Source organism: Trichocoleus sp. AS-A1, from assembly GCF_039962015.1.
Lineage (GTDB): Bacteria > Cyanobacteriota > Cyanobacteriia > Cyanobacteriales > FACHB-T130 > FACHB-T130.
The window spans coordinates 18,672-31,510 of sequence record NZ_JAMPKG010000052.1; the positions used below are offsets into that span (position 1 = coordinate 18,672).

9 protein-coding genes and 1 pseudogene are annotated in these 12,839 nt (G+C 46.1%); 3 read left to right on the forward strand and 7 right to left on the reverse strand.

Annotated elements, in window-relative coordinates; genetic code table 11:
* Window positions 1-26 precede the first annotated feature (26 nt).
* From NC994_RS25310 to NC994_RS25320, 3 genes are read right to left on the reverse strand one after another with little or no spacing between them, the layout of a single operon-like run.
* Window positions 27-2,438, reverse strand: coding sequence for a CHASE2 domain-containing protein (locus NC994_RS25310; RefSeq protein WP_190433914.1), 2,412 nt, complete (start codon window positions 2,436-2,438; stop codon window positions 27-29).
* On the reverse strand, window positions 2,435-3,748 hold the full coding sequence (locus NC994_RS25315) for a DUF1822 family protein (RefSeq protein WP_190433916.1): 1,314 nt from the start codon (window positions 3,746-3,748) through the stop codon (window positions 2,435-2,437). The genes NC994_RS25310 and NC994_RS25315 overlap by 4 nt, the downstream gene beginning before the upstream one ends.
* Before the next feature lie 21 nt (window positions 3,749-3,769).
* Window positions 3,770-5,479, reverse strand: coding sequence for an XRE family transcriptional regulator (locus NC994_RS25320; protein WP_190433918.1), 1,710 nt, complete (start codon window positions 5,477-5,479; stop codon window positions 3,770-3,772).
* Window positions 5,480-5,866: 387 nt separating this feature from the next.
* Here NC994_RS25320 and NC994_RS25325 point away from each other — a divergent pair.
* The 3 genes and pseudogenes from NC994_RS25325 to NC994_RS25335 all read left to right on the forward strand — a co-directional run.
* Window positions 5,867-6,307 (forward strand): annotated as a pseudogene (locus NC994_RS25325) (hypothetical protein); the annotation flags it as partial.
* Window positions 6,308-6,432: 125 nt separating this feature from the next.
* On the forward strand, window positions 6,433-6,603 hold the full coding sequence (locus tag NC994_RS25330; protein WP_206753518.1) for a hypothetical protein: 171 nt from the start codon (window positions 6,433-6,435) through the stop codon (window positions 6,601-6,603).
* Window positions 6,604-7,094: 491 nt separating this feature from the next.
* Window positions 7,095-8,060 carry a tyrosine-type recombinase/integrase gene (locus NC994_RS25335; RefSeq protein ID WP_190433920.1) on the forward strand — a complete coding sequence of 322 codons (966 nt, stop codon included), beginning with the start codon at window positions 7,095-7,097 and terminating at the stop codon, window positions 8,058-8,060.
* A 43-nt stretch (window positions 8,061-8,103) separates the two neighbouring features.
* Here the strand turns inward: NC994_RS25335 and NC994_RS25340 are convergent, their stop codons facing one another.
* From NC994_RS25340 to NC994_RS25355, 4 genes are all read right to left on the reverse strand, one after another.
* A complete protein-coding gene (locus NC994_RS25340) occupies window positions 8,104-8,436 on the reverse strand; it encodes a hypothetical protein (protein ID WP_190433922.1) in 333 nt (110 codons plus the stop codon).
* Window positions 8,437-8,798: 362 nt separating this feature from the next.
* Window positions 8,799-11,765: a DUF3854 domain-containing protein gene (locus NC994_RS25345; protein ID WP_190433923.1), complete on the reverse strand. Its 2,967-nt coding sequence runs from the start codon at window positions 11,763-11,765 to the stop codon at window positions 8,799-8,801.
* 531 nt (window positions 11,766-12,296) lie between these two features.
* Window positions 12,297-12,524 (reverse strand): hypothetical protein, encoded by a 228-nt coding sequence (locus tag NC994_RS25350; protein ID WP_190433926.1) that lies wholly within the window; start codon window positions 12,522-12,524, stop codon window positions 12,297-12,299.
* 13 nt (window positions 12,525-12,537) lie between these two features.
* The coding region (locus NC994_RS25355; protein ID WP_206753519.1) for a DNA cytosine methyltransferase at window positions 12,538-12,839 on the reverse strand (302 nt) is incomplete at its 5' end.

Sequence of the window (12,839 nt, forward strand, 5' to 3'; positions counted from 1 at the left end):
GCTCAATGTTCTGAAGAATAATGCTGTCAGTGAGGCTGAGGAGCGCGGGCAGCTACCACACTCCCTCCGGTGACGACCAAAGCCAACGCCGAAGGGACAAGTGGCACCCAACCGCCCTGGCAGATTAGAGCAAAGCTAAGCCCGTATAAAACCCCAAGGGCAGGCCCCCCTGCCAGTCCTAAGCGCAGGAAATTCTGAATGCGCCACGCTAGTATGCCTCCTACCAAAGACCAACCCCAGACCCATAATGTTTCGCCCCAGTGCGACCAGACCCACAACAAGGGGCGCTCATCGAGAACAGCACTAAGAATCTGACTGACCATCTGGGCATGAACGATTACTCCTGGCATTTCCTGGTAAATCTCCTGACCCGCACTGTATGGCGTGGGAAAATAATCACCGTCACTTTGAGCAGTAACGCCGATCAAGACAATTCGATTCTTCACTGCCTCAGGCGGAACCTTATCTGTGAGTATGTCGTTTAGCGTTACTGTATCGGCAACGGGAGAGCGGTAGTGGACGGGGCGGTAATTGAGGAGTATTTGATAACCAGAGTCATCGACTTTTTGATAGCCTCCCATCGGTACTTGTAACCGCTTGAAAATAACCTTACCGGCCTGCAATTGATTTTTATTATTGTATTTGGCTTCAATCCCCTCCGCCTTTAGATAACGAAATGCTAGCTGGGCACTCAAGGCGTTTGGTGTGGCACAAGCAGATTTGGCGTTTGGGTTCATTGCGATGAGATGGCGACGGATAATACCATCAGGGTCTTTGACTAAATCACTAAAACCTTGGCGTTCTGTCGGAATTTCAGGAGGGGGTGCAATGCTTGGTTCGTTGAGCTTCTGTTCGCTAACTTTGCAAATGGCGAAGATGCGTGAAGCGAAGCTAGCGCTCTCGCTGTTTTTCAGGCGGGTGGCTAATTCTGGTTGGTTAGGGTCTACAGGGAAATCGCGATAGATATCTAAACCAATGGCTCGCGGTTGATAGGACTCCAGTTTCTCTAATAGTCTCGCTAGTGCTAAATCCGATAGTGAGCCTTTGCGGGATTTCTGCTCGGGAAGCTGAAAATCCGCTTCAGTGATGGCGACGACCAAAAGACGCGAATCCTGCCTTTCATTAGGGCGTAGCCGCACCAACTGGTCGAAAGCTTTAAGTTCCCATGACTGTAATAAACCAAACGCACGTCCCCCCATCACCAAGCCAGTGACTGCCAAACTCGCCAACAGCACCCGCCACAAACCACCCGACATTAACGAGGTTGGGGTTTGCTGGCGTATCGGTTGGGGAGAGTCAGTTGGTGATTCTGGTTCATTGAGGAAATCGTTCCAATTGGGTGGCACCTCAGCCGGATTCTGAAAAGTCACTGGTAACCAGCTAGCACCGGGAAATTCACCCTCTATCCCTTGCAACCTTTCCCGCGCTTTTCGCACAGCTACATCGAACGACCGACCGCCAGCAAACTCTGTAAGAAAGTACTTCAAAAACTCCTGTGCCACCAAATCTGGCACCGGTTCCCGCATTACAATCATTTGAGGGATGTGCAAATCCGCCAACTGCCCTGCTAACCCTAACCCATCACACGAGTTAAAAATCGCTAGTTGCAAACCGCGTGCGATCGCTTCATTCAGAGCATTCTTTAACTGAGTAATTGTTAAACTGTCGGTAGGACTGATATAAATTTGACCCGAATCACCATCAGCTTGCGTCGAACTATGCCCAGCGAAAAAAAGGATATCCCATCCCTGGCTATCCCAAAGCTGTTCATTCAATTCCCGACGCTGGGGTTCTACCAAAAAGACGGTTTGTGCATCTTTTAAATTCTCCAGCAACCGCTTATCTGCCTCAATATCAATTCCAGCCGAATCGCCCAGAATCGCCAATATCCTCACTTGCTTGGTAGAATTTTTGGCAGCTTTTCCGGGTTCAAAGTTGAGGGGACTTAAGGAGACTTCTGCTAGTGGGTAATCCCTAAAAAATCGCCAAGTATACCAGGGTAATTTTCTGAGTTGGTTGTCTTCAGTTTGAATAATGACTCGAATTTCCTGCGCTGAGTCTAGTTGCTTATAAAGTTGGCGGGAGATGTCGCTAAATCCTTCAGAATCGAGCCAAGTATCAATTCGGTTTTGTAACTCTTGACTTACTTCATAAAAATCGGCATCACAAACGTGAGTCACGTCGGAGTCATCAATTTCAATGTCTTCATCGATTGGTTGAGGTTGATGCCTGCGTATCGTCAGAGAGCGAGCCTGATAGAGTAACTCATAAAGTAATTGCCAACGACGGTATAGGTCGAGAATATCTGGGGCTGTTGGTAAGCTGCCTGTAATTTGCCGCCTTTGGGGAGTATTCTGGGATTGTAGCCAAGCTGTGACAAAAGGAAAGCCGTTGTACAAGTCACCCTTTCCTAGGTTCAAAACAACTAAATTAGTCACGGCTCTTTTCCACTAAGCGGTTCAATCACAAAATCTTCTGTAATACTGAAATCATCAAGAGCCACTTTGACACTGAAACATTTTCCCATCGGACAGGTAAATCGTTTTAGTTGAATCAAGCTATCTTGAGTTCGCGCTTTGTATTCCTGAAGCGTTGCTCCTGATTGAGAGAGGAGAATCAGTTTGATATTGGAAGGCAGGTAAGTTTGCCCACCTGCTGGATAGAGTTGCACGCGAATCCCCACTCTTTGCTCAGTCTCGGGTGCTAAACCAACCAGCAGCGCCACCGATTGATTCTCCAGTTCCATCCCTAAATCAATCAGTTTAATTCCCTCAACAAAAACCTTTCTAGCCTCTGTAACAGGAGGTCTACCTTGTCTGAAACTAAAGGCTAAATTTCCTGAGTCTGTATTCAAAAGTGTATCAATAGATTGCCAACCCGCCTCAAATACCTCTTGAAACCATTGCCCTAAGTTAATAGAGGTTTGCTTATGTGCCGCCGCTACAACAAATTTCCCTAACCGTCGCTCGTATAACTCTTGTCTCCATTGTTCGTTGGCCAGCAACGCCGCCCACTGTTCAAAACTGACAGCAAGTTGAGGAAAATAAACTGATGAGTTTCCTAGTTTTTCCAACAAGTTGTTAGCTATTTCTTTTGACAAACTCGATGCCGACTCTATCTGTATTTGTTTATTGAGAATTGGCTCCGGCTCTAGCAACATCATGGTCAAATCTTCAGCTAGATGTTGTTGAGCGATGTAGTAGGCGCGATCGCTTTCATCGTATATTCCCCTTTTCTTAAGATTTTGATGGCTAACATATCCCCACAGCCGCAGGCAAGATTCATTCTGATTGTTCACACTCACTTGTACTGCAAGATAATAGTCGGCTCTCCAGTTAGGAAGATCGACCCACTCTTGCGGAATGCAAAATTCCTCCGAATCATTACTTTCACTGGGAATAAGTGCTAGTCGAATCTTACCTACTTTGATGACACTGCCGTTAACAAATTCCCAGAGGCTTGGCAAGGATGATTCGGGAAATATGCTGGTACAATTTGACTCAAAGGTACTACTGGTAAAACTTGACTGAAAGGTACTAGCTTCTTCTGCTGGTTGCTCTTCTTCAAACCAAGCCTTAAGCCAGGGGACAAAAGTATTCAGGCAAAGGTCATTGAGATAAGCATTACAGCGGGCAGTCGCATTGGAATGGCGTTGCGATCGCTCCCATGCTTTTTCTTGAAGCTCAATTGATAGCTTTAACCACAGCTGCTTGGGATAAATGGTTGATAATTCTCGTAAACTAAACATAATTATTTTTCCTAATATCACTTACAGTTCAACAGAGTACAAAGTTTTCAACCAGACTTCAACTACCTCATTAACCTGTTCTTTTTCTGGCTCTAGAGAAAGACCAAAAACATCATAAACCCATTGGATTAGAGAACTCTGCAACTGCTGCTTGGCATGACTAGTTGCTTGTTTCACATTCCAGCTAGGTTTAAGAATTACTAGTTGTTGTTCAGCTATTCTCTGACAATATTGCATTTGTATCAGTTCTTGTATAGAAACTTCTAATTTCTTAAAGGCTTCTAACAATTGAATGTGAACTATTTGTTGATAGTAGCTTTTTAACCATGAATGAACACAATCCAGCTTAAGATTATTGATTTGAGTGATGACTGCTTCTTGTAATTGATTTTTAGCTGCGCTCAGTTCTTGAGTAACTTCAGCCAATTCAGCAATTTTTATTTTGCTACAATAATCGGCAATTTCTTCCACGTCCATTCTCTGCCCGTAGCGGAGCCGCAAAATAGTTTGCCTTAAATTATCAAGGGTTTCGATAGAATTAATTAAAGCTTCCTCAATTAAATCTGAGTGATTGGGGTTCGAGAATCTTTCCTCTAAAAATTTTTCTACATATCTTTGCGCCCAGACTTGAGGGCTAGTCTTCATTGTGTCAGTGATGAAAGTTTCAAATATCATTAGTAATGGAGTTTTATAAACATTTGATATATAACGTGCAACTGTTCCTTGGTTTATTCCAACTTTACTTGCAAATTGCTCTTGAACCAGAAGAGAAAATTCATGGGGGTAACATAACGGCATAACTGCCTTTCGGACTTCCTGAGGAATCTTACTGCGAATTTTTTCGAGGCTATTATTAATCTGCTGTATTTCTTTCCGAAACATTAGATCAGCCCGTCCCATAAAATCTACTGGGTTCTCTTCCAACTCAAAAAATTCCCAAGGATTCATAGATGGTTCGTGCTGTTTTTCATAACTATCTGCATCGCGAGAAATTTCAACTAGTATTGGATAATGTTGCAACGCTTCAATGCAGATTTTCATCCATTTTTTAATCATTTCAGGCGTTACTTCTGGACTAGAAGACACCTGTAGAGGTGCATCAGCCTGAAATCGATTGGAGTTGTAGTCCCTAGTTGTTTCTTCAAAATCCAGGAGTTCCGGTTCAGGCCATCTTCTAGTAGTTCTTGTGGTAGGATTATGAACTCTATTATTTTTGTAAATTGGTACGAAGTATTGCCAAGCAAAAATGTATCGAGTAATATTCGGCTCAATTATTCCTTGTCTTAAAAGGGCTTCTCGTAATTTTTGTTTTTCATTATTAAATTTTCTTCGGCTACTTAAGTCTACGTCACACAACAGATGCCAAGGAGATTCACAATTTATCTGGTCTAAGATGGTATTTCTTAAGGCACCTTGTAGATAAGTTTTTAGATTAGCACCGCTAGCATCTTGAAAGTTGTACCCCTGAATGCATTTTTTCAGTTTTTCTCGGTTATATAAGAAATCACTTGTCAGATCAAAAAACTTGATGCAAGTTGCTGTAGGAAATGGAAATTTTCGAGAAAATTGCTGGACAAAATGACATCGAGATAGGTCAAAATAAGCAACTAGATGCAAATGAGCTAACTGCCGTTCAAACTCAGATTTTGAATCATCGTCGAGCGTTTCTCCAAAATATTGAACGTAATGGCTATCTTCCCATTCTGGATGTAACTGAACTTGCTTCTCCATTCTGCTTCTTAATTGCTTTTGAATTGATGGTTTAAAGCTGGGATAACCGTTGTCACTTCTGCAAGCATATAATATGCAGAATTTGTCAATGGTATTCTGACATCCTAAGCTCGACATTTTGGCTTCCTCGTTGAAATCTAGAACACGGTGTTGTAGATACTTCAGTTTTGGCAATGCTAACTCAAAGTCCCAAAGTTATGTCCTAGTGGACAGGAAACCGAACCCTGGGTAGTTCTACTAAACTTATTGAGGTACAGAAAAGGTTTTTATGTAGAAGAGCGATTTTTTTCGGGGGAGACGGACAGAAGGCGAACCAAGTTGCGTAAATATTTATACCCAAGATACCTGACCGTACTCATCAGTATATCCGTCAAATTTCTTAAGCAACTGAGAGATGGCGATGACGCTCTGTTGGTCAATTGGTGTGAACTGATGGTGAGCCGTCCTGATGGTAAGGTGATCTACAAAAACTCGTTTGCCACCAACCACACCATTATTGATAACACCGTAGCAGAGATCATCCTAGCGGGTCGTACTCGATGGAAGGTGGAAAACGAGAACAACAACACCCTCAAGATCAAGAGCTACAACCTGGAACATAATTTTGGGCGCGGCAAGCAGTATCTCCCCTCGTTCCTCGCCACCCTCAACATCCTGCCCCTACTATTCCGCACGTTGTTGGAGCTGCTCGACCAGAAATACAAACTCCTACCTTCTCACTTGCCTACCCGCAAAACCTTCTTCGATGATTTGCGTGTTTTAACCCGTTCAGGACTTACGCAACTGTCACAAGCAATGGCGCGGCGTAGTCGCGCGCCAAGCAAATAAAGGACAAACATAGTAACATCTGGACGTTTTAGTTGCTGAACTAAATAATTTGACAACAACCCATGTTTAATTTCTTAATACAAAGAAAAAAGGAAAAGGTAGATTTCAAAAGCGCTAATCCAATTATGCGGCTGAGGGACGGGATAGCGGTGAGGACGTGGAAGAACTTAGCAGGAGTTGACCACGTTTTCTTAGCCGATGCCAATGACCGAATGGTTTACGGGGGTGATGTGGGTTGGATTCATAGTCAAGGATTAAATCAAGCGATCGCCAGAACTAGAAGAGACTTTACTTGAGATAAAACACGTGATCGCTATTGTGATACCTTCCTCTCGGCATTGGGGTATCCCTACTGGTGCGAGTTCTCCTCTGGCAATTAGTCCCCTAAAACATTGGCTACGAAACCTATACAGGCTAATGAATTGCAACAGATTGTTAGCTTTGCAACCCTCTTAGTCTCTAGGAATTGAATTCAGGTAAAAATAAACATTTCGGAGCGCCGAAATGGTTGCCCTTGCAACTTAGTCTCTAGGCATTGAGCTTTGGTGGGTGTGGCCATGACAACACTAACTACAGACTGTGTAAGGTAGAACTGTATGTACTAGCTCCTCTTGTGGGCTGAGTAAGCTGGTCTTTGTGAGAGTGCCACTCAGTGGTGACTGAGTGGCTAGACATCCAGCCAACCCAAGCAAGACCAACGCGATCGCTCTCCACCCCATCGATTAGTTCCCAAGCGAACTAACTCCATGATTAAATAGCTTTTTAGAACAACACTTCTGATAAGTAAATGAGTCGCCTAGCCGCGAAAACTCTGGTGATGACAACACCGCTGCCACTAACCCAACACCCGGCGGCGGTATATTTGGATGGGCTGGCGGATGGTTCTAGACCGACAATGAGACAGGCATTGGATGCGATCGCTCGACTCTTGACGAACAATCAGTGCGATGCGATGACACTGAATTGGGCAGCGCTGCGTTATCAGAATACTGCGGCTATCCGCACGGCGCTGATGAAACGATACGCCCCGGCGACAGCGAATAAGATGCTGTGTGCGTTGAGAAGAGTGCTCAAAGAGGCGCTGAGATTGGATTTGATGGATGCGACTGATTATGCTCATGCGGTGGATTTTCCGAGCGTAAAGGTCAAAAAAGGACTCAGAGGACGGGCACTGAGTCCTGATGAAATTGCCGCGCTCTTTCAGGTGTGCGTTGATGACGCAACACCCACGGGTGCTAGAGATGCGGCGCTCATCGCTATTTTGAGGGGCGCTGGATTGCGTCGGGCTGAAGCAGTCAAGTTGGACTTGAAAGATTTTAATGCCAGCCGCGGTCAGCTGGAAGTGCGCGACGGGAAAGGCGGGAAAGACCGCACGGTGTATTTGTCGAGTGTAGCGAGCACACTTGTGGAAGACTGGCTTGTTGTCAGAGGCTTGTCACCAGGTCCGCTATTATGTCCCATCAGGAAAGGCGGACGGGTGGAACGGCGACGGATGACTTCCCAAGCGGTGTTATTGATTGTGCAAAAACGCGCGAATGAAGCTCTTGTAGCGGCGTTTTCTCCCCACGATTTTAGAAGGACGTTCTGCTCAGACCTCCTCGATGCTGGTACTGATATTGTCACGGTGCAGAAACTCGCGGGACACGCTTCACCAGTGACCACTGCCAAGTATGACCGACGCGGGGAAGAGACGAAGCGAAAAGCTGTGGAGCGGTTGGATATTCCTTACACTCGGCGAGAGCGAGGGTGCTAGAGCATCTATCTGAAAATCTCGGAGGGAGTACCAAATTTGTGGTCTATCCTTCATCGAGGATATCAGTCGCCCCGATGACAAATTCTACTGTACGCCATCGACGATTCGGTTTATGCAACAGGGCGCAGATCCCATTATCAAATTCCCCGGTTCGATAGCACTTCAATCTGGAGTTCCTCTGTAGTTGATGGGTTTGCTGCAAGGCATCTGTGAAATCCCTTGCTTGAATGCCCAACTCTCTGACACTTTTAGGCACTCCACTTTGAATCCAACCGCTTTGTTTAGCGGAAGCTGCCACTGGTCGGTGCAAGGCATCTAGAATCTGTTTGCGCTCAGAGCTACCAGGCTGTGGAGTATAGACAGTATTCTCGGTCAAAGCTTTCCGAGTTGCCCCCACTGAGGACCGAAGGACGTGCGAGTGACGACTAATTTTCTGATTCCAAGAACTCGTCCGGGTCTAGCCAAAGCAGGATGAAGGCGCAATGCATTCACCGCGGTCCATGTCCCCCGAAAAATCGCTCTCAAAATTGAGCGCTCGCACTCAGCCTAAAACTCATAATTTACCAATGTCCCGGTCAAAAGCGAGATTAACCTTCGGAGTTAACGATTCATGAATAGAGCGAAAAGTCAGTCCAGCGAGAGACTTTAGCTTCGTCTACCCGGAGTTACCGCTTGTCGTACCCAAGTGGCGTTTCCACAGGGCGGAATGCTTGTCTATCTGGTGCTGACAAAAGAAAGTTACCGCTTGCCGAACCCAAGTGGCGTTTCCACGGGTTTGAGGTCTTCAACCCCATAATTGATTCGCTTATTTTCTCCGTCTGGTTGCACCTCGTAGTAGCCTAAGTCTGTCACTTTCCTCACCGTGCCTAGCTTTCCGATATAAGGCGATAAAGGACTCCAAGAACTTGGGTCAATACAGACCCGCGAACCCACTCGGAGTAAAGACCTCACCTTGAGGGTTTTGATGCGTCGTTGCTGCTGCGGGTCTAGAAGCTTCCAAGCTTCATTCTTGTAAGCCTCATATAAAGAAACCGCATTCTCTATCTCGGCCCAAGTCTGACACTGCAACAATAAGTTAGCTAATTGGAGTGCTGGAGTTTCCTCAGCAGCATTAGACGTGGTGTCTGATGCTGCTGACTGTAAGTTGGCTAATTGTCCCTCTAGGGTTTCCTCGCAGGTGACAGACACAGCGTCCAATCCTAGTGACTCTTCAGAACCCTTATCTAATAAAAGGTTGAACCTCGGTGTCACCTGAGGAGTTTCCCATTGTTCATGATTAGATTGGATTGTCAGTGCCTCTTTAGATATTGGATCTCCTTTATAAATTAAAGAAGATTCGTCACTTAAGCTAGAAACCTTGACCAGCAAAGCTTCTGACCCGTCACCCAATCCATGACTCAATCCGTCATCTTCCGAGCGACCGCCAGAATTTTCATCTGTCACCCGCTGCATCAACAAAAAGTCATGGGTTGGAATCTCTTGATCCCAGTCAGTCCGTAGCCTCAATCCTTGAATAAACTTCCCGATTTTCGTTACCTTGCGCGACACCTCCCAACCCAAGACACTCCGACACAACTCCAATAAATCTGGGCTGAAATTCTTATTGGCTTTGGGAGAAGTCCCGGATTGTTTGCAGTGCAAGCAATAAGACCCGTACAAAGTCCGAGGAGTACCATTGAATCCCTCCTCCTTATCGTTACCAACCGGAGTCACAGCCAAAACATCGTAAATTACCCAGTCATTGACCCAGGCGGCAATCGAATCAACACGGGCGCGGTTTTCCCAAAATTCCAACGTGCATTCTGGGATATCCACCAGCCCCATCAGCACCTTAGTCACGTGAGCATCCGAGAGACTTAAAACATGATTGGTAAAAGCATCTAACTCGCCGGTGAACTCAGCATTTAGGTCGCGACGCGAGCGGGTGGAGACCGGGTTATTGCAAGGGACCGTAATCACCCGTCGCGCTATTCGGGAGGCAGCATCCCCGGTGAAGATAGGAAGATTCGATAAAACCAGCGTCAAACCGTCATATTGATACTGGAAGCCTTTTTTCCCCTTCTCTTCAGCACGTATCCAATCATCACCCGTTAGAGAGAGAAACTTACCAAGTTTCCCAGTCTGCTTATCTTCATCCCAGAACACGACTAAACGCTTTTTATAAGCGTTGGCAGCTTCAAATCGATTTCCACACCAATCTTCCAAAGTCGTGCTGTAGATGTTGTCAGAGCCGATTAAATCGGTCAGCAGCCGTCCAAAGGTTCCCTTACCCGTTCCACCCAGACCAATCAAGTGCAGGAACTTGTGCAGGTCTTTGCGTCCTTTTAAGACAGCATTGCAAAAACACAGCAACGTTTCCTTAATCGCTGTATTCCCGTTGGAAAGATGGTCAAGAAACGCTTCAATCCGGCTCCAATTGCTGCCATTCGGGTCATGGTCGCGGGGTAACTGCCAGGTGAGGTGATAACCGGGTGAGTGAGGTAGGAGCTTTCCTGTAGAGATTTCCAGAACCCCATTGCGGAAAGGGAGCAGTTCTTTCGGGGAGGGTTCTACCCATTTGCGGTTAATCAGCAAAACCCGTAGGCTCTTCACCACGTTGGTGACATAGCTATAGGTACCATAGCCTCTGATTCCTTTAGAATCCAAAATTCTGGCGACAATCGACTCCATATATTCATTCGTCTCAATAGACCACATCCCAGGATTGTCAGCTTCATAGCGCATCCAATAACCGATTTCATCGTTGAAGGCGAGTTGTTCGCGGTATTCTGCGGCGATTTCATGAGCCACCATATCTGCTGGGGGAATCTTCCCGGTTCTTTGACGCTGATTGTCAGGAGTGCGGTATCCGTGAAACTGCTGTTCTAGTTTCTTGAGCCATTCACTATAAGGCGTCGCGTTATTCACAACTTCGTCCCATTTCTCTTGACCATGAGCCACGATGAAATCATCGCAACCCTTTCCTAGTTGTAAGTCCCAAGTGACAATGCGGACAATTGCTTTGGCAATATTGAGCAGATGACCTAAGAACTTGAGTGCGGATTGGACTTCGGACTTGACCACAATATCAGCGTCAAATGCCAAGTCAACCGGGCGTCCTGCGGTAACGAAAGGTTGTAAGGTCGGTATCAAAGTCCGTTTCTTTTGTTGACCGTTCCAGACCCCAGTTAGAGCGATTCCAACGTAGCCACCGGAAAGCAAGCACGCGGCTTTTTTAACGCCCTCGGTAATGGTAATCGGGATTTCCGGGTGTTCTAGTACCCAAGCCCAGAAACCGATGGCTTCTCCCAAATCATTGATTTCAATCTGATGAGGCATAGTCACCCCATAACGACAAGCGACCAGGTGCCAAGCACTCAAAGAAATTCGCAGGAAGATAGCTTCTGAGACAGCACCTTTGGGGAAACTGAAATATTTTTGCGGTTTATCCGAATCGGGAAATTGAATCGGTTCGTTGGGTTTGAACTGCCCGAAATTTCGGTCAGCGCCGGTTATCGGGTCAATTCCTTGAACGTACCACCCAGATGTGCCGCCGTAGGCTTTCCAGGAGAGTAGCTGAGCAATTTTGGTTGGGTCATCTAGACTTTTGAGGTTGAGGCAGGCGATTTCATCCAAGATTCCACTACCGTTGATCCATTCTTCCCGGTGAGTTGGGAAAGATCCGACTGAAGAAAAAGATTTGTTTCCAGATGTTGGCGCAACCATAAAAACCTCCAAAAGCATATGTAGGGCGCGATGGAGGCTCTGGAGCGAGGATTTATTGAATCTTTGAAGCAACTTGAGCAAAAAAAGTTGAAAATTTTGACAAGTTTGGAGCCAGATTCAGTAAAATGTAATTGCCACGGTCTAGCTCCCCACGATTGATTTCGTGGTTAGCCTTCATCGCGCATTCTCAGTTGGTGATATCGTCGTCAAACTTTCACACCTTCTGAGTTAGGAAAAAATTCCTAGCCCGTGGCAAATATTTAGTTGTTGATCAACAGCGCTCTTTCCGAGTGCTTTTCCGGAAGCTGAAGTCACTTCCGGGTTGACTTCTCAGAACGCGGTCGTCCTGGAAGCATTCGATGCCAAGTCAACTTGCGAGGCCTGAAAGAATTATAAGCGGGCAGGTTGAACTCGCACGCGAAATTGATCGAGATTTTGCTTCGTTTTTAGGAAAATCCTGATTTCTGTAGTCTGCAAGCACATTCGGTTAAGTTTATTGAAGTTGTCAGCGTGCGATCACTCCCGCCCGCTCTAGGTCTGTTTTAGATTCCAATAACGATTCCGATTTACCTTGTGCGATCGCTCTCGCCAGCTCTGGGTCTGTTCTAGAAAGTCTAATAGCGCTCCCAATTCACCTTGTGCGATCGCTCTTGCCCGCTCTGGGTCTGTTTTAGATTCCAATAACGATTCCGATTTACCTTGTGCGATCGCTCTCGCCCGCTCTAGGTCTGTTTTAGAAAGTCCAATAACGCTCCCCACCTTGAGCGATCACTTAAGGTGAGTAAAGTTGCTGTGCAAAGTGCGGCGGTACGCTATAACCCAGAAGCGAGCCTGCCACATTGATTGATTCGGGTAAGTAATACCAGTTAGGGAAACCTTGAAGCCGCGCGGCTGCTTCCACCGTTAATCTCTTAACCGTGCCGTCAGAACACCACAAATCAATAAACCGACTGCGAACCCCTTGCCTCTGGTCTGTAAAGATGGCTCTCTTAATCGTCCAGATTGGCTCCGTGGGTTCCCTCAGTTTCGGCAAAACGTTCCTATACCCGATTCGCTCAATCAAGAGAGCTGGAA